Source organism: Clostridium sp. CM041, assembly GCF_055081035.1.
Map to the genome: position 1 here is coordinate 1,610,208 of NZ_CM143648.1, position 19,392 is coordinate 1,629,599.

General features: G+C 29.7%; 17 protein-coding genes. 6 read left to right on the forward strand and 11 right to left on the reverse strand.

Going from position 1 to position 19,392, the window contains the following annotated elements:
- The first annotated feature begins 402 nt into the window (after window positions 1-402).
- Window positions 403-3,435: a vitamin B12-dependent ribonucleotide reductase gene (locus tag ACWJJT_RS07575; RefSeq protein WP_462956584.1), complete on the forward strand. Its 3,033-nt coding sequence runs from the start codon at window positions 403-405 to the stop codon at window positions 3,433-3,435.
- Between the two features lie 116 nt (window positions 3,436-3,551).
- Here ACWJJT_RS07575 and ACWJJT_RS07580 read toward each other — a convergent pair whose 3' ends face one another.
- Entirely contained in the window at window positions 3,552-3,938 is a 387-nt protein-coding gene (locus ACWJJT_RS07580) for a hypothetical protein (RefSeq protein ID WP_462956585.1), read from the reverse strand.
- Between the two features lie 320 nt (window positions 3,939-4,258).
- Between ACWJJT_RS07580 and ACWJJT_RS07585 the strand changes: the two genes are divergently transcribed.
- Window positions 4,259-4,480: a DUF378 domain-containing protein gene (locus ACWJJT_RS07585; protein ID WP_165411517.1), complete on the forward strand. Its 222-nt coding sequence runs from the start codon at window positions 4,259-4,261 to the stop codon at window positions 4,478-4,480.
- A gap of 72 nt (window positions 4,481-4,552) precedes the next feature.
- On the opposite strand, the gene ACWJJT_RS07590 is transcribed toward ACWJJT_RS07585, so the two are convergent.
- Window positions 4,553-4,993, reverse strand: a complete 441-nt coding sequence (locus ACWJJT_RS07590; RefSeq protein ID WP_462956586.1) for a hypothetical protein — start codon at window positions 4,991-4,993, stop codon at window positions 4,553-4,555.
- 59 nt (window positions 4,994-5,052) lie between these two features.
- Between ACWJJT_RS07590 and ACWJJT_RS07595 the strand changes: the two genes are divergently transcribed.
- Complete coding sequence (locus tag ACWJJT_RS07595) at window positions 5,053-5,361, forward strand: hypothetical protein (RefSeq protein WP_462956587.1); 309 nt, start codon at window positions 5,053-5,055, stop codon at window positions 5,359-5,361.
- A 158-nt stretch (window positions 5,362-5,519) separates the two neighbouring features.
- Here the strand turns inward: ACWJJT_RS07595 and ACWJJT_RS07600 are convergent, their stop codons facing one another.
- Window positions 5,520-6,248 carry a lysophospholipid acyltransferase family protein gene (locus tag ACWJJT_RS07600; RefSeq protein WP_462956588.1) on the reverse strand — a complete coding sequence of 243 codons (729 nt, stop codon included), beginning with the start codon at window positions 6,246-6,248 and terminating at the stop codon, window positions 5,520-5,522.
- Window positions 6,249-6,401: 153 nt separating this feature from the next.
- Here ACWJJT_RS07600 and ACWJJT_RS07605 point away from each other — a divergent pair, with 153 nt between their 5' ends.
- Window positions 6,402-7,265 (forward strand): ComEC/Rec2 family competence protein, encoded by an 864-nt coding sequence (locus tag ACWJJT_RS07605; RefSeq protein WP_462956589.1) that lies wholly within the window; start codon window positions 6,402-6,404, stop codon window positions 7,263-7,265.
- Window positions 7,266-7,492: 227 nt separating this feature from the next.
- Here ACWJJT_RS07605 and ACWJJT_RS07610 read toward each other — a convergent pair whose 3' ends face one another.
- The 3 genes from ACWJJT_RS07610 to pckA all read right to left on the reverse strand — a co-directional run bounded on the left by ACWJJT_RS07610 (window position 7,493) and on the right by pckA (window position 11,187).
- Window positions 7,493-8,320 (reverse strand): undecaprenyl-diphosphate phosphatase, encoded by an 828-nt coding sequence (locus tag ACWJJT_RS07610; protein ID WP_462956590.1) that lies wholly within the window; start codon window positions 8,318-8,320, stop codon window positions 7,493-7,495.
- Between the two features lie 53 nt (window positions 8,321-8,373).
- Complete coding sequence (locus ACWJJT_RS07615) at window positions 8,374-9,486, reverse strand: transglutaminase domain-containing protein (RefSeq protein ID WP_462956591.1); 1,113 nt, start codon at window positions 9,484-9,486, stop codon at window positions 8,374-8,376.
- 123 nt (window positions 9,487-9,609) lie between these two features.
- Entirely contained in the window at window positions 9,610-11,187 is a 1,578-nt protein-coding gene (pckA, locus tag ACWJJT_RS07620) for a phosphoenolpyruvate carboxykinase (ATP) (RefSeq protein WP_462956592.1), read from the reverse strand.
- Window positions 11,188-11,926: 739 nt separating this feature from the next.
- Here pckA and ACWJJT_RS07625 point away from each other — a divergent pair.
- Together ACWJJT_RS07625 and ACWJJT_RS07630 are read left to right on the forward strand one after the other, a co-directional pair.
- Window positions 11,927-13,285, forward strand: a complete 1,359-nt coding sequence (locus ACWJJT_RS07625; RefSeq protein ID WP_462956593.1) for a DUF1727 domain-containing protein — start codon at window positions 11,927-11,929, stop codon at window positions 13,283-13,285.
- Window positions 13,286-13,316: 31 nt separating this feature from the next.
- On the forward strand, window positions 13,317-14,042 hold the full coding sequence (locus ACWJJT_RS07630) for a type 1 glutamine amidotransferase (RefSeq protein ID WP_165411511.1): 726 nt from the start codon (window positions 13,317-13,319) through the stop codon (window positions 14,040-14,042).
- Window positions 14,043-14,078: 36 nt separating this feature from the next.
- Here the strand turns inward: ACWJJT_RS07630 and ACWJJT_RS07635 are convergent, their stop codons facing one another.
- From ACWJJT_RS07635 to ACWJJT_RS07655, 5 genes are all read right to left on the reverse strand, one after another.
- Window positions 14,079-15,374 (reverse strand): helix-turn-helix domain-containing protein, encoded by a 1,296-nt coding sequence (locus ACWJJT_RS07635; protein WP_462956594.1) that lies wholly within the window; start codon window positions 15,372-15,374, stop codon window positions 14,079-14,081.
- Window positions 15,375-15,596: 222 nt separating this feature from the next.
- A complete protein-coding gene (locus ACWJJT_RS07640; protein ID WP_462956595.1) occupies window positions 15,597-16,895 on the reverse strand; it encodes a helix-turn-helix domain-containing protein in 1,299 nt (432 codons plus the stop codon).
- A gap of 261 nt (window positions 16,896-17,156) precedes the next feature.
- Window positions 17,157-17,333, reverse strand: a complete 177-nt coding sequence (locus ACWJJT_RS07645; RefSeq protein WP_165411508.1) for a YtxH domain-containing protein — start codon at window positions 17,331-17,333, stop codon at window positions 17,157-17,159.
- 130 nt (window positions 17,334-17,463) lie between these two features.
- On the reverse strand, window positions 17,464-18,159 hold the full coding sequence (locus tag ACWJJT_RS07650; protein ID WP_462956596.1) for a sensor histidine kinase: 696 nt from the start codon (window positions 18,157-18,159) through the stop codon (window positions 17,464-17,466).
- Window positions 18,160-18,401: 242 nt separating this feature from the next.
- A complete protein-coding gene (locus ACWJJT_RS07655; RefSeq protein ID WP_462956597.1) occupies window positions 18,402-19,331 on the reverse strand; it encodes a ribonuclease H1 domain-containing protein in 930 nt (309 codons plus the stop codon).
- Window positions 19,332-19,392 lie beyond the last annotated feature (61 nt).

A 19,392-nucleotide genomic window follows, 5' to 3' on the forward strand; every position in this document is an offset into this window, starting at 1 on the left:
AGGTCTATTATTTTACATAATAATAAACTTTTAGGTCTATTATTTTACATAATAATAAATATTCAGGTTTATTATTTTACATAATAATAAATATGTATTTATTATACTACTATATTATATAAATTTGCCGTTTATTCGTCATATTTTTTGGTTAATATTTAATGTTGATTTTTATTTGATTCTATTATATAATACCATCTGTAGTTACAATTCTTTTTCTACTTACTACATATGGTGTTATACTAATATAACACATAATAATTAAACTAAATAATCAAGAAAATCTTTTAGTGTAGTAATATCAACCATACAGAAGTATGTTTTACATAATTTAGACTTAATCTTAATTATTATGCAACTAATAGGAGGTGAATATACTAGCTTTTTAAGCTAGTATTAATTATGGCGGAGATAAAAAATTTAATCAAACGATTTTATACAAAGGAATTAGAAAAAGATAAAACTATTACTGTTTTTGATTTATTTAAATGGAAAAAGGTAAATGTTTTTTTAAAAGACCATAAAACAAATAAAGTGCTTTTAGATATGAAGGCTTTAGAATTTCCGGAGCATTACTCTCAAAATTCTTGCGATATTATTGCTTCAAAATATTTCAGAAAATCTGGTGTTAATAATAAACAAGGTTATGAAGATAGTATGAAAATGGTAGCTCATAGACTTGTTAATTTTTGGTGTGAATCCTTGACTGATGAGACTATTATTAAATCTCAAGAGGAAAAAAGCATTATTTATGATGAATTAATATATGCATTTTTAAATCAAATGTTTGCACCAAATTCTCCTCAATGGTTTAATACGGGTCTTAACCTGTCCTATGGTATAAAAGGCGAATCCTTAGATAATTTTTATTACGATGAAAAAGAAAAAATGATAGTTAAAAGCGAAGATGCTTATACAAGGACTCAAGCTTCAGCTTGTTTCATTCTCTCAATCCAAGATAAACTACTTGGCAATCATTCAATCTCTGAGCAGTATGTAACAGAGACTAAATTATTTAAAGGTGGCTCTGGCACCGGAACTAACTTCTCCTCCATACGAGGTATAGGTGAAAGATTATCTAGTGGTGGTGTTTCATCAGGTCTTATGAGTTTTTTAAGAGGACTTGACAGAAATGCTGGAGCTATAAAATCTGGTGGAACTACAAGGCGTGCTGCTAAGATGCTATGCCTTGATATCAATCACCCTGAAATAATGGAGTTTATGACTTGGAAAGCTAAAGAAGAAGATAAAGTACGCGCTCTTACTAAAATGGGTTATGATGGTAGCTTTGAAGGAGAGGCTTATGAGACTGTATCTGGCCAAAATGGAAACAACTCCATAAGATTCTCAGATGAATTTATGATGAAAGTTGATACCTTATCGAAAAATCCTAATCAGACTATTACTCTTAAAGGGAGATGTGATTCCACAGTTGATGCAGACATAAGTGTTAAGAATCTATGGGATACCTTTAATAATGCTGCTTGGCAATGTGCTGATCCAGCGCCTCAATTTGATGATACCTTTAATGCATGGCATACTTGCCCCGGTGGAGAAGATGGAGTAGTTAATGCTAAACATAATAGAATTAATTCCACTAATCCTTGTGGAGAATATGCTTTTTTAGATGATACCGCTTGTAATTTAGCTTCTATTAATATTTATAAATTTTATGATGCTTTGACTAAAAAATTTGATGTAGATGGATATGTCCATCTAATAGGACTTACTCAATTAGTCCTTGAATCCTCCATTCATTGGGGTCAGTTTCCAACTGAAGATATAGCAAGGAAAAGTTATTTATTTAGAACGACAGGTCTTGGGCTTTCAAATTTAGCTTCTTTATTTATGGTAATGGGCTATGCCTATGACTCAGAAGATGCTAGAAATATAGCTGCAGCGCTAAGTGGAATAATGACTGCACAGGCTTATTATGTATCATCCCTACTTTCAAAAGAACTAGCTCCTTTTGAAAAATATGAAATCAACAAAAAACATATGCAAATAGTTATAAGGAATCATGCAAGAGCTGCTGGAGCTCTAAATAGTAACTATGAACATTTGAATTATGATCCTATAAAAGTTAACCATGATATTTTAGGTAATGATTCCCTAAGCAATATAAGTGAAACTTTAAAAAACTGTTGGTCAAAAGTACTAATCAGTGGTGAAAAATATGGTTTTAGAAATGCTCAAGTTACGGTTTTAGCTCCTACTGGCACTATTTCCTTTGCAATGGATTGTGGTGCAACCTCAGTTGAACCATATTTCAGCCATTTTATTTATAAAAAATTATCTGGTGGTGGATTTATGACCATCGTAAACCCTGTAATTAAAGACTCATTGGATAACCTTGGATATTCCGAAAGTGAAACAAATGATATTCTTGATTATATTCTAAGAAAAGAAAAGGTTGATGAAAACGGCTTTGAATATGAAAAAATTATTGATGGAAAAATTGAGGGTGCTCCACATTTAAAGGTAGAACACTTGCCTATATTCGATACAGCAAACAAATGCGGTAGCGGAAAAAGATATATTTCATTTATGGGACATGTTCTCATGATGGCGGCAATAACTCCAATGATATCAGGTTCTATATCAAAGACTGTAAATTTACCTAAGAATGCTACTATAGAAGACTTTAAAGAAGTAATATTAAATTCTTGGAAACTAGGTGTGAAAGGTATCTCCTTATATAGAGATGGATCAAAAGCAAGTCAACCTTTAAACACTACTTTATCTGTTGACAAAGAACTGTTACTTGAGGATTTATCATACGAGGCTCTTTTAAAGAAAGCAAAGTCATTACAAGAAACTTCAAACCACTCCACAAGAGAAAAACCAATTGGAATACGTTATGGAACTACTCATCCTGCTCAAATTGATGATGTAAAAGTCTATACTACGATAAATAGGCGTTCAAACGGAGAAATTTCTGAAATATATATAACTACAGATAGGGAAGGTACTATAATTACTGGATTATTAAATTCTCTTTCAAAGGCAATTTCAGTAATGCTTCAGCATCATGTACCTGCGCAAGCTATTTCTAAAATGCTTCGAGGACAAAAATTTGAACCTTATGGTTTTGTACAAAAGCATCCTTATATTAAATCTGTTTCTTCTATATCTGATTTAATTAGTAAGATTATTGATATAGAACTAGGAGATTATAGTAGATGTCAAATTAAGCCTGAAAATTACGACAACGCTAATATACCTAAAAATCCACTAATGCCTGGTGAGACTGAAATTTCAACTGGCCTAGCAGAAGCTGAGAATGTCCTTGCCCCTACTAACATAAGCACAGATACTATTAAAGGGGAAAGATTATACTCTGAAACCTGCTCTCATTGCTCAAGTACTAGGCTTGTTAGAAACGGCACTTGTAAAGTTTGCCTTGAATGTGGAACTACTACTGGATGTAGTTAGCTTCAACAAATCAAAATCTCACAATTATTTGGGGACAGTTAACAAGTATTAAATGCTATATATATACACATTTAAAAGGAGTACAAATTCCCGCTGAAAATTTGTACTCCTTTTTATTATTTTTTATTATTTTTATTCCTATTAGGTTTAGCCTTGGGCCTAATTACTACATCGTCCTTCTTATCTTTTTTACCATTAATATTTGCAGAACCTATGCTTGTTGAATTTTTTTTAAAAATATTCGAATTTTTTAAAAAACCTGATAAATCCGTAAACCATAAAATCATAATAGCAGATATTCCTGTCATTACATAGTAAGTTACATGCTTTATAATATTAGGCCATATGAGCACAGGAACCACATATATTGCAATAGCTAATAAAAGCACTATCCACTTGTTAATATTTATCTTATCTAGTACATAAGTTTTTAAAACATTATATATTACAAGAACAATAATTGCAAATGCAACAACGCTAAGTATTTGTATGAAGATATTCATATTTTATCCCTCCCTTTTCTATAGATAGTGTTAACACTATCTTTCTATAAATAAATGTATACTATACATTATCAAACATATTTTAATATATATCAATAGCTTATTCATTAATTTATCTATTTATATTTGTATTTCAAAAAAGTTTATACTAAAATATCTGTGAGCAGTATTTAATAAGAACTACACTTAATTATTTATCATATTATTAATTAGCCACTATTAAATACATGGTGAAATAAAATATTTTTTTTAATATAGTAATAATTTTTTAAAAATTGTAAACAATAATACTAAGACTTATGAAAGAGGAGATGTTTACAATGAAAGCATTAGATGGTACTGCACTAGTATTAGTTATTATAGGCGCTATAAATTGGGGACTAATTGGATTTTTCAAATTTGACCTAGTATCAAGCTTATTTGGCACTGGAACAGCATTTACGAGAATTATTTTCGCTCTAGTAGGTTTATGCGGTCTATACTCTTTATCTTTCTTAGGAAGAGACAGAGCTAGCGACAGCGATAGAACTGAGGTTAAATAATTTTCAAATAAATATTTCTATACAATATAAAAGAAGTTGAAGTTTCAAATTCAGCTTCTTTTATATTAAAATTCAATTAAATCTCAACTGAACCAAAGATGTTTTTTCTGTAACTCTTATTACAATTAAACTGTAAGAATCTCTTTTCTTTATATCTTGTATAATACCTAAAAATTTTTCATCTAGCATCATTAAGGTACTCCCTTTTTTAGTTTGAATTTCATATCCCTTTGACGCTTTTATAATAAGTAAATTTTCCCACTGATAAGGCGTATATTTACTAAAATTCACCTCAAAAATTATCCCCTCTTTTTCGAGCAATGTTAGTAGACTATTATATTGATCATGTAAAATACTATTTTCAAATTTTAGCTTTTGGTTATCATAATTATTTTTCTCTAGAAACTTGTTTTGCTGGACTAGCTTTATTTCATATTGCTTTTTTCTAAGATCCAACCTATCAATTTTACTTCTAATACGCTCTAAATAATAATTCTTACTGTTTTTATCCATTATTATTACCTTGCCTTTCGTAGTATTCTTTAGGTAGAATATAATTGAGGTGATTATAGATGAATAAATTTATAGATTTTAGTATTTCAAATAAAAAATACATATGTAAAAAAATCAAATTATATATAATTGCATTTTATAATGAAACATACTTATTAATCAATAATAATTTTACTCTAAGTAAAATATATAAACCAATTATAAAAGACAAAGTAAGCACAAACAAGAAATTACAGAAAACTTTAAATGCTCTATCTCGTAAACATAAAGAAGGAGATAATGCTATACTAAAACTAGAAAATGAAAATGCATTACTACAATCTAAAATATCTATTATAGAGGATTTAATAACTAAAAGACACGATTAATTATCACCTACAGTGCTGTAATCATCACTCGCAGTGCTCGTGAGCTTATCTATTAAAAAAGTTTTGCTAATAAATCTATAGCATAATCTAAAGAAAGAAGTAGCATTATGCCGCTTCTTTCTTTAGATTATTTTCAAATAACAAGTAAGCATGTAAATCTATTTTTCCTCGCATTCCTTATTTAAATTGTTTTGGATTATATTTTGTACTACTTCTGAAATTTTTACTTTTTCTTCTTTTGACATACCCTCAATATATATAGGTTTATCAATTATAAGCTTAGCATTTGCCTTTTTAATTTTCCCATTATTACCTTCCATCGCTTTATAGGTATCATAAAATGTTATAGGAACAATAGGTACCCCTGCCTTTATTGCTAGCCTCATACTACCTTTTTTAAACTCCCCTATACTGTTACTCCTACTTCTAGTACCTTCTGGAAAAATAATCATAGAATATCCATTCTTTAAATTTTCAACACCTTCCGAAATTGCCTTCAAAGCTTCTCTTGGATTTTCTCTATCCATAAATACACAATGTATTTGCCTCATCCAATAGCTCATTATTGGTATTTTTTTCATTTCTTTTTTAGCAACTGCACCAGTAAGTCTATTCATATTAGATAATATCACTGGTGTATCAAAATTACTTTGGTGATTTCCCACAAAAACACAAGGCTCATTTGGTATATTTTCTTTTCCTACGACTGTTAAATTTAATCCTGCAACCCTAAGCACAAAATTAGACCACTCCGTAGCTACTTTAAATATATACACATCTGCCTCTTCTCTAGTTTTATGTTTTTTTATGCTATTAAATTTTATTTTCTCAAAGCTTTTACCGATCAAATTGATAATAAAACAAAAATAAAAATATATAGTTCTCATATCACTGTTCCTTTCATTTTACGATTGAATTACAACTATAATTATACTAGTTTATAATCTTTATTTCAAATTTCTCCTTGGATATTGATATTTTTTTATATAATTGGATAAAATCATTTATATGCTTCAAATATTACATAGGAGATTAATCATATGCCAAAGAAAACCTGGTTAAAATATATTTTACTTTGTACCGTCTTAGTTTTTATATCTGTCTGTATAACTATATGTTATAAATCCACTATAACAACTAACTTAAATTTAGAAAATAATATGGTTACTCATTTTATTGATGTAGGACAAGGTGATTGCATGCTTGTTCAAGTAAATAATAAAAACTTACTAATTGACAGTGGAACCGTTGATTCAACTCAAAAATTAATTAGATATCTAAAAAAAAATAATGTTAAAAAACTTGACTATGTAGTTGCAACTCATCCCCACGAAGACCACATAGGTGGTATGGCTAAGATAATTAAAACCTTCGATGTAGATGAATTCTATGCCCCTAAAGTAATATCTTCCTCGCAGTCATTTGCTGATATGATCAATTCTCTAAGAAATAAAAATCTTAAAATAAAAGTATCCGCCCCTAATATACCTTTAGATTTAGGCCCTAATACAACATGCGTTATGCTATCACCAAATAAAACAAGTTATGAAAATACTAATAACTACTCCTGTACAATAAAGGTATCTTATAAAAATTCAACTTATTTATTTACAGGTGATATAGAGTCCCTAGCTGAGCAGGAACTACTAGACAATGGTTACAATTTAAAATCTCAGGTGCTTAAAGTAGCTCATCATGGCAGTAAGTCATCAACCTCACAAGAGTTTCTAAATAAAGTTTCTCCAAAAATTGCTGTAATAAGTTGTGGAACTTCTAATACTTATGGCCATCCAAATAAAGGAACCTTAGCTAAATTGAAAAAGATAAATTCTATTGTCTATAGAACTGATTTAGATAAAAATATTATACTTATAAGCGATGGCATGAACATAAATAAAAAATAAAAAAGTATATATTACTATTAATGCATTCACTTCGCTAAGAACTACTAATTTTGTTTTTAATTAATCTGCTAAAAAACATAAACTCGCTATATCGCTCAAACATATGTTTTTCTTAACGCATCTTAATTAAAAATAAAATAAGAAGTTCTAAAGCTCGCTTCAATGCATTATACGTAATATATACTTTTTTTACGCGTAAAAATATTTATTATTTACTTGAATGTCCCTTATAATGAAATAGTACCAATTTTAATTAATAATAGCAAAACTACACCAACAATTATTCTATAAACAGCGAAAACCTTCATAGGTTTTTTCTTTAAATAAGAAACAAATTTTTCAACCACAATTAATGCAACTAAAAAGGCTGTTATAAATCCAATAACCAAAGTTATAATTTCTCCATTACTAAAATTCATTCCACTTTTAAATAAAGTTAATGCTGTAGCTCCAACCATAGTTGGTATCGCTAAAAAGAAAGAAAACTCAGTTGCAGCAATTGTAGAAACACCACAAATCCAACCTCCCATTATCGTCGATGCTGATCTTGACATACCTGGCCATAGTGCTAAGCATTGAAAAAAGCCTACTTTAAATGATTGCTTAATACTTATTTTCTCTATACTTTCTGTTGTATACTTTTCCCTAAATCTGCCTTCTATAATAATCATTAGAACTCCGCCAACTATTAACCCCACGGCTACAGTTCCTGAATTAAAAAGATATTTATCTATTTTATCATTTAGAAGAAAGCCAAAGACTGCAGCTGGTATAAATGCAACTATAATATTAGTCCAAAACTTAACACCTGAGGGTTTCCCTTGAAAAAACTCCATTACTGATTTCCATATTTTATTCCAATATAAAACTATAATTGCAAGAATAGCTCCTAATTGAATGACTACCTCAAATTGATTTGCAAATGCCCCTTTAAAATTTATAATATCTCCTACAATGATCATATGTCCAGTAGATGAAATAGGAACAAATTCTGTTACCCCTTCTACTATAGCTATTATTATAGCTTTTAACACCAATATAACGTTTAAATCCATCTAATGTCTGCTCCCTTCTAAGCATAATTTATTCTATTTGTATGTTCATATGTTTATTTCTCTATTACAACTTCCCTAGATAAAGTTTTACCATCTTGTGATAATTTAATAGAATTTATCCCTTTGTTGATTTGTAAATCATAAAAAGTATCTACTTTTATATAGTCGGAACCATTAACGCTTATGAAATAATTTGTAAGCGTATAGCTATTCATAAATGCTCCAACGGTAAAGTTTTCCACCCCTTTAGTGTCATTTTTCAAGTCTCTCTTTGCAAAAATCAAAGTGGGAATTTTATCCTTACCTGTATTTGCATATTCAACTGTAGGGGGTACATTAAATACTTGCGGATTATTAACAAAAATAGTAGGCTCAATAAACCCTTCCTTTGTTTCTATATTAGGAAGCTGTTTCTCTTTCAAAAAAGTAATTTTAGAATTACTTTTTAGCTTACCATACTTATTGTTATCCACAGATATACTATAACTTTCATAGTAGCTTGACATGTTTTTTATGTATTTACTAGTATTTTTCAAGTAGGCAATTTCAACTTTTCCTATTCCTTTATTTAATATTTCAATAGCACTAAGTGGAATATCTTTCTCTTTCATATAACACCCATTGACACCGTCTATCATTATCCACTTATGGTATTTATCACTCCATATTTCACATACATTAAAATATGATTTACCTTTAATTCTTTTATCATTGCTTCGCAATACTCCACGCCTAACACTTATCCCAACAGAAGATAAACACTCTTCATACATAATTGTGTAATCACTATCTGATATTTCATTTCCATCTAAGGCCACTTCCATTATTTCTAATGCATTTTCATCACTAGCCATTGAGGCAGTTCCCGCTTTTACTTTTTCATTAATAAATTGCATGATTTTTATGGAGTTATCAAATTGATCAGCCTTATTATCTATAAGTTTGTTTAGTCCATACTTGGTTTTAAGTTTTGATAAATTTTCATTCTGAGCATTTAAATAATAAAAATGAATATTATCTCCAATATAAAAATCATCCCATTTAGTAATTTTCAAACCTGCATCCTTACTACTCAAATCAGTTCTAGCTTTAAAATTCCAAAGAACTATAACTACTGTTATAATAGCAAAAATTAAAATTCTATAAAAAACACCATTCTTTCTCATTATTCCTCCTTATTCAAAATACCGAGTGAATACTCATTTATTTAATGAGTATATCATATTTACACCAAAAATCACATAAAAACCCGTCGGATTATAATGCTTTCTAACCGTCGGGTTTTTATATTATTTATATATAGGACCAGCTTTTTTTATGTTTTCAGCAACCCTTTTAAATTTGCTAAAGTTCTCAGCAAATTTGAATGCTAATTCTTTAGCTTTTAAAACATACTTTTCTTTATCTCCCCATGTATTTTGTGGATTTAACATTTTTGTTGGAACATTTGGCACCGCCACCGGTATATCTACTTTAAATATTGGGTGCTGCTTATACTCAACATCCTTAAGCTTACCTTCAAGAGCAGCTTTTACCATAGCTTTCGTATATGATAGTTTCATTCTTGAACCTACCCCATATTCTCCGCCAATCCAACCTGTATTTATCAAAAACACCTCAGTGTCATATTTGTCTATTCTCTTACCTAAAAGCTTTGCATAAACTGAAGGGTTCATTAGCATAAAAGCTTCTCCAAAGCAAGATGAAAAAGTCGCCTTCGGTTCTGTAATCCCACGTTCTGTACCCGCAAGCTTACTTGTATATCCCGAAATAAAATGATACATTGCAGCTTCCTTTGAAAGTTTTGAAATTGGTGGAAGAACTCCAAAAGCATCTGCTGTTAAAAATATTATAGTGCTTGGTTGTCCACCAATTCCACTTAGTTCTGCATTTTCGATATATTCTATAGGATATGCGCCTCTGGTATTCTCTGTTAAGCTATCATCATCATAGTTAGGTATATTATTATCATCAAGCACAACATTTTCAAGCAATGCACCAAATTTTAATGCTGAGTAAATTTCACTTTCATTATTTTTATCTAATTTTATAGTTTTGGCATAGCATCCACCTTCAAAGTTAAATACTCCTTTATCACACCAACCATGTTCATCATCTCCGATAAGCTTTCTTTCTGGATCTGCCGACAATGTGGTTTTTCCTGTACCTGAAAGGCCAAAGAATACTGCTGTGTCTCCATTTTTACCTATATTGGAAGAACAGTGCATTGGGAATACGCCTTTTCCAGGTAATAAAAAATTCATTATTGAAAAAATTGATTTTTTAATTTCTCCTGCATACTGTGTTCCACCAATTAAAACAATTTTCTTATCAAAATTTATTATAATAAAAGCTTCAGAATTTACTCCATCTTCTGCTCCTTTTGCTTTAAATCCCGGAGCCGCAATTACTGTGAATTCAGCCTTATGATACTCAAGCATTGTTTTATCTGGTCTTCTAAATAATTGATTAGAAAGCAATGCCTCTGATGCAAATTCATTTACTACTCTAATAGGTAGTCTATATTCTTCCATAGCACCAACATAACCATCAAACACAAATATATCTTTATCACTTAAATATTTACACACTTGACTATACAAATTCTCAAAAATTTCCTCTTCAATTGGTAAATTTATATCGCCCCAATTTATTAATTCCTCAACACTTTCTTGTGAAACTATAAATCTATCCTTAGGCGATCTGCCTGTATATTTTCCTGTGTTTACAACCAATGCACCTGATTCTGATAAAGTACCTTCTTCTCTTTGCAGCGCAAAACTTACTAGATCGGATACAGGTAAATTCCTGTATATTTTTTTTGATGTTCTTATATTTAAATAATTTAAGTTTTTTAAACAAACCATAATGTTACCCCCAATTACATAATATCATTATTTCTATAGCTAATAATTTAAAAAATAATTAGTATATTTAACATGCCTATAAAATTAGTTACTATAATAACATACTACAACATCCCAATAAAAATGCAAGATAAAAATTTAAAAAAATTCTTTCAATGCTATTTATGCATAAATTCCTTCATCGCAGTAATTTATTATTGTTATAGTTAAATAAGTCTTATTAATATAAAAAAATGTTTTCGGCTTCTGTTACTAACAGTATTGGTTACAGTATGGGACCCCCACCTATAGATGTTTGAAATTTTCCTTCTAAAATGTCGTTAAATCTAACGTTTTGTGTGTTATAGTTATATTCTAATAAATGCATAACTAAAAATCCAAATTATTTAATTTTGAGTTACATTAATATGTTAGAGATTTATGCAAATATGTTATAATTATATATTGGCTTAAATATATAATTATTTATTTAACAATAGTGGGGTTGAGGCATTTTCTTAAAAAGATCACATATAAGAATAATTAACAGAAAAAATGAAATAAGCTATTCATCTTTACTACTGACTTTTTTTATGAATTATACAAATGACTATTGCCCAACGCCTCTAAATGGCGATGCTAAGCTAAATTTACTAAGTAGATTTAGTAACCTCTCCAAAGATTCAGGTTTTAAAATAAGTGATGAGTTTTTCTATATAAATGTCAATATTAACTAAGTGCATAAGTACAATTAAAGGATGTGTTCAACATTAAAATTCAGTCGTTACTCAGTATATTAGTTTCAAAGTCCATTATGAAATTATCAAAATTTTTATTTCAAGGTGGCACAAATTTTCCCGGCAAAATTGCCTTAAAGCTTGATAAAAATATTTTAAAAACAATTGCTAATAATTATGAGGTTATACTCATAACCGGTACAAATGGAAAAACCACAACAACAAGCATGATTTATAGCATCGTAAAAGATAGCAATAAGCAAGTAATTACTAACAATACTGGAGCAAATATGTATACAGGAATAGTTGCGTGTTTTATTTCAAATTATTCTTTTAAAAAGTCTTGCGAGAAAAAAGTAGCTGTTATAGAAGTAGATGAAGCCAATGTAAAGTTTGTAACTGAATATATATCTCCGCGTATAATTACCGTTACCAATTTATTCAGAGATCAACTGGACAGATATGGTGAGGTGTATACAACGCTCAAGAAGATACTAGAAGGTGTAGAAAAAGTTCCCACAGCAACACTTCTTCTTAATGGGGACGAATCTTTATTCGGAAACTTAAACCTCAAAAATGATATTGTATACTATGGTTTCGGTACTAAAGTTAATGATAATAACATTGTAGATATCAATGCTGATGCTAAATTTTGCACAATCTGCAAATCTCCTTATGAATATAATTTTATTACCTACAACCATCTAGGGGACTTCTATTGCAGCGGTTGTGGATATAAACGTCCAAAGCTTACATACTCTGTGGATAAAATTGTTGATTTAAACACCAGTGGTTCCACTGTTCATATTAATAATAAAGAGTATTACATAAACCAACCAGGTACTTATAATATTTATAATGCCCTATGTGCATATTCCGTAGCTAAGTTACTTGGCCTTGAAGATACCTCTATAGAGCACTCTCTTAAAACAGTAGCTAGTAGCTTTGGCAGACAAGAAACCCTTAATATTGAAGGCAAAGAGGTTAAAATAATATTAGTTAAAAATCCAGCTGGCTATGATGAAGCAGTAAACACTATTAATCTTGATAAACGGAAAATAAATTTATCGCTTCTGCTAAATGACAATTATGCTGATGGAAAAGATGTTTCATGGATTTGGGATGTTAATTTTGAACGTCTAACTAGCCTTAATATTAACAAAATTATGATATCAGGAATACGTTTGTATGATATGGCCATAAGACTTAAAGTAGCAGGTTTTACCTCTTCGTCTTTCCTCTTATGCAAAGACGAAGAGGCTTTACTACATCAAATCAAAGCTTGTGATGGTGAAATAGTTTATATACTAGCTACCTATACTGCCATGATAAATTTAAGAAAATCTTTACACGCTAAAGGATACATAGATAAAATTTGGTAATATAAAAAATTTAAATTAGAAGGTGAATATTATGGAAATTAACATTTGTCATTTATATCCTGATTTATTGAATGTTTATGGGGATGTAGGAAATATTTTAATATTGAAACATAGAGCTGAGCTGCGTGGCATTAAAGTAACCATTGTTAATATATCTATGGGCGATATTTTCAAAGTAGAGGATTATGATATTGTATTTTTCGGTGGAGGACAAGATTATGAGCAGGCCATAGTTTCCCCTGATCTAATAGAATTCAAAAAATCTGCTATAGAAGAATATATACAAAGTGGAAAAGTGTTTTTAGCCATTTGTGGTGGATATCAATTGCTTGGTAAATATTATACTACTCCTGAGGGCGTGCAGCTTGAGGGTCTTGGTATTTTAGATATTTACACTGAAGGCGGAGATAAACGTTTCATAGGCAACACAGTTATTCATAATGAAGCTTTTGATGAAACCTACGTAGGCTTTGAAAATCATTCTGGAAGAACCTATATTAACAACTTAAAGCCACTTGGCACAGTTGAAGTTGGCTATGGCAACAACGGAGAAGACGGTTATGAGGGCTGCGTTTACAAAAATACATTCTGTACTTATTTCCATGGCTCCCTTTTATCTAAAAATCCTGAGCTCGCAGACAGAATACTTACACTAGCATTAACTAATAAATATAATGAAGTAGCTTTAACTTCTTTAGATGATAGTTTAGAAATTAAAGCTAAACAATTTATAATAAATAGAGAAACTTCTAAATAAAATAAAAAAAGATGTAGGACTTGGATAATTCCAAACCTACATCTTTTTTTCTAATTGGACCGCTAAACTGAAATACTTTATAGAATCAGCTACATTACCAAGTTTATGATACATACTTCCCATTTCTAAGTAACGCGAATATATATTTTGCTTCGCGCCGAATTTCAATAATGAATCTAAAGACAAGTTCATATACATCTCTGCATTAGATGCCTTTCCTTGTCTGTCAAGAATAATAGCTTTATAATAATAGCTTTTTTCAATTAATTTAATATCATCTAAATTAATTGCATAGTTTAACACTTCATCAGAAATAGACTGTGCGAACTCTATTACGTCATTTTTAATAAGCTCTTTAACGATATCTAGCATAAAGCTAACTAGTCCTCTCTTATCGCCCCTAGGATATACGCTTAAACCCTTATTTATATATTCAACTGCTCTATCTTTCATATTACAGTCAAACATTGTGGATCCATAATTAAAAATAGCTATTGCCTTACTAGAAGTTTCATCTTTATACAGCTTATACGACTTTTTTTCATATTCTTGGAACTTGCCATTGTTCACTCTTATAGATAGCATAGCCAACATATGATATATCTCGGCCGCTTTAAATTCTGTATCCACGTGCTTAAGTAAATCTAATAATCTTATTCCCACATGATAAGCGTGTTCAAAATTTCCAAGCATAATGTTACAGGCAGCCTCACTATAAGTTACCGTTATTATTTTTTTATAATTAGGCGTCTTGCTCGCTTTTAACCCTTTTCTCACATTACAATAATAGCTCGAGGCTTGAAGATAATCTTCTTTTATATATAAGCGTCTTGCCATGTCTATATAGTAAGTTAATTGATTATCTTCTATTGATGTTTTTAGGTGTAAATCATAATATTTTGAAGTAATTAATTGAGTCTTCTCAAAGTCTTTTTTATCTAAGTAAAAATTAAACAACATATGTATTAGTTCAATTGCTAAATCATAGTAATTATATTTTTCAGCAAACTTCAAATTATAAGATACTTTAGCTTCAAATGCATCATCATTGATATCATTTGTATCATTTACATGAATGACATTCATGTCATTCTGTTTCAACTCCTTAATGTTTTCCTCAATTTGATCAAACACGTTTTCATTTAAATATTCAAGATCTATGTCTAATTTATTACTAATCAGTTCAAGTACCCAACGTTCCGCCATGACCTTGTTATTTTCTATACAGCTCATTTTAGACACTGAGATCTTGTCATCGCATATTTCTCTCAAGGTATATCCTTTGTATATTCTAGTCCTTTTTATTTTTTCTCCCGTTGATAATATTTCCATCCTCATCACCCATCCACAAGTCAAATAACTAATTTATGAAGCTAACCATAAAATAGCTTTACTTAAATCATCTTCTGAAATGTCGTTAAATCATCACCTGCGGTGCTGCAATATCAACGACTTCAGAAGGAGATTTATATTCCCACTAAAGTTTCTTCTTTGTTATAGTCCGTAACCCCCTCTTATAGAAGAGGGAGACTTTCCTTCTGAAATGTCGTTAAACTACTTAATTATTCCTAGTTTTTTAAATAACTCTACACCTTCATTTAGGTATTTAGCTGCGTCCGTACCTCTACCGCCTTCAATATAGAACTTTCCAATCATTATAGATATCTCAGCGGCTTCCTTTATTTTCCCTTGTTCTTTCACAAAATTTAGTGCCTGTACTAAAGTGTTTTCTGCTTCGTTCTTATTGTCTTCTAATAAATCGACCCTATATTTTAATAAATAGTAATGGCATAACTCTTTATAATTTCCATCTTCTATATATTCTATAATACGATCTAAAGCTTCCTTAGCTTCATTTACATACTTAAGCTTAATATAATTTTCACAAATATTTACTAAGGTATCTATTAACTTTAAGTCATTAGTCTTTTGCCTTATTTCCTTGGCTTTATTTAAATGTATAAATGATTCTTCCATATTTTCAAACTCATAGAATAATCTTCCTAAATTGTTTTCTATCTCTGACACATAACTTAAATTGTTAATTTCATAAAAAACTTTCAAAGTAATCTCTGAATATTTTATAGCATTCTTAATATCGCCTTTTTTATTATATTCATGTGCTAATAATAAAAGTGAATTAGCGTATTCTTTCTTATTATCTATTTGCTTAAACTTTTCTTGAGCTAAATATGAATATTCTATAGCCTTTTCTATATTTTCTAATTTGAAATAAGTAAAACCTATATAATAATATATTTCACCTAATAAGAAATCATTTCCAATTTGATTATCCGTAAAAACCTTTTCGGCTTGCTTAAAATAACCCGAAGCTGACTGATAACCCCTAAGTTCAAGTGTTATTTTCCCAAGTTTCAGAAATGTTCCAATTATTTCTTCATAAGAGTTATTTTTTATAAATATAACATTTGAGGAAATGAAAGCCTGTTGAGCTGACGCGACCTCTTCCTTAGCCATGTATATATCCCCTCTTAATGATAAATTTCTCGCTTTTCTATATTCCAATTTATATTTTTCAGAATAACATATAGATTTTTCGATATTTTGCTCCGCTTGTATTAAGTCACTATTTAGAATAAGTGATTCAGCGATATTCTCATAAAATAAACATATTTTCTCAGCTTGAGCCTCTTCCGACTCCATTAGATATTCAACAGATGTATTTAAGGCATTTGCCAAATATTCTAATAAATCCATGCTGGGGTTAGACTTCCCAGATTCAACCAAACTAATTTGTCCAGGAGTTATTCTGCTTCCTGCAAGATCCTTTAGTGTCATATTGAAATTTTTTCTTTTCCTCTTTATCTTTTCTCCTAAGGACAATATTTCCATAATCACTCTTCCTTTACAATATGGTAATATATATAAAATATTATTAATTTAAACAATCTTAGACAATTTTAATTCAATTATAACATAGTTTACCTATAAAATTAAAATTTTATGAACAATTCTTTAATTCTCATTAATAAAATTAAAAATTGTAAACTATACATTTTTTTGTATATATTGGAATTTAAATTCTATGGAGATGTCAATTAAAAACTCCAAACTATATATTTATTAATATAGTTTGGAGTTTTCTAATTATGTTTATAAAATATAATCCTTCACGTTATCATACATATCTCCTGCCATATTCATTACCACTTTACCAGCTTTTTTAGCTCTTCTTTTTGTGCTCCTGTCCATATTAGGAATTAGCATTACACCTGCTGCTACTCCAATTATTGCCCCTGCTGTAATTGTTGATATAAATTTATTATGCATAAGTTACACACCCTTTCCTTCTTTAGTTTATTTACTCTTTATAGGATATGCATTTTCCAAATAATTAATCTCTTTTTTTTAAACTTTATCTTTATATACTTTTTATAAATTCTCACAAAGTATAGCAACATTACGAATAAATATCTGACAGTTCAACTTGTATACTTTCGTTTTTACTTCTCACATTGCTACTATATATCATATTTTCATGAAGTACCTTTTTTGAAGGAAGCAAAACTGTAAACTTACTTCCTTTCCCAAATTTACTTTCAACATGTATATTACCACTATGTAATCCTACAATCGACTTAACCAAACTTAAGCCAATACCCGTACCTTCTGCATTTCTTGATAGCGATTTATCTACCTGCTTAAATCTATCAAATATCATATCCAAGTGCTCTTCTTCAATACCAATGCCATTGTCCCTCACTGATATTTCTATGTACTCGTTCTCATCCTTAATATCCACAAATATTTCATCACCTTCATCTGAAAATTTTATCGCATTTGATATAAGATTCAATACTATTCTTTCTACCTTTTCTGTATCACAAGCAATAATTTTTTCTTCTATATCCGTATCGAAAATAATATTTATTCCTTTACTTTCAGTAAGTGCAGTTACAGACATAACTATTTCTTCTACAACTTCAACTATATTGTTATTTGATAGATTTAGTTTAAAGAACCCTGCTTCAATCTTTGATAAATCAACTATGTTATTAATAATTTTAGATAATCTATAGGAATTTTGCTTAATTGATTCAATATATTTAATAATTGAATCCTTGTTCTCGTCCAGGGAACCACTATTGCAATACATATTAAATAACTTAGCTGTTGCAAATATAACACTTGTAATATTCTCTTGTTTCTAATATTTTAAATAACCCTTCAATCCCATTATTTTTTATTTGCTCCATTGATTTAACGGTAGGTCTGAGCAACTTAATTATACTAAATGCCTTTTTATTAATATCCATAATCCTTAAATCAGCATTTCCCCTATTTCTATAAGTGATTTACCTAACAATTCATCCAATGTATTCCTCCCCCATATTCATACTATATTTGTGTTTTTTTAATTTTATCTAATAAATAAGTAATAAAATTTGTTTTATCGGAACTGCTTAAATTATCTATTGCCAAACCTACATCTTCTGGATTTAAGATATATTCACTAAGAATATTGCTAAACCCATCTACCTTAATTTCTTCTTTACTTTTCTCATCATTAGAATTTACAACAATTATGTTCGACTCTCCATTGCTCGCTATTTTTATAATTTCTTGTTTTACAACGTCACTTGCTACATTTATAATATTTTTAAGCAACCATTTTTCTACAACTTTATCTGATTTTATACCTAACCTTTCTTTGCATTTTTCATCAACAAGCTCATTAAATAAATCTCCCGTGTGACTATCCACCTTAACAAATATAACTTCTATTCCACTACTCATTAATTCTTGCATTTTCTCATAATATTTTTTTGACGATTCTTCTTTTCTATCCCAAAATCCTGTAGCATGGTAACAAATCCCTACATAATCATGAAATATTACTACTTTCTTTTCACCTTTATTCTGAGCATACTGCACACCTTTTAATGCACCTTCTAGTTCTCCCGCTATTTGTCTTATATTTTTTGCTGTATCGCTTTTCCCTGCACCGCTCTCTATATGTAAAACTACATCATTCCGCGTAGCTACCATTCCATAACTATACTCCTCCGTGGCAGAATTGTAGCTGCCATCAACATAAATATGAAGGCAATTTTCCGGATAATTATTATCTATTTTTTTTAATACATCTCCTACCCCACTTAAGAACTTTTTAGCTTCATTTATATCCTCAAAACTCTTATATTTAGCACCTTTTACACCTTTTACATATTTTAAGCACTCTGACCAAGTGTCAACTATTTTATTCACTATTTTTTTATTAGTGCTAAAATTAAATCCTTCCTTTATTGCATAAACTTTCTTTCCCATTTTATCTGTTCTCCTTAAAATATCTCGTGTGCAAGGCACTAAGCCCCTTGCCATAGCTATG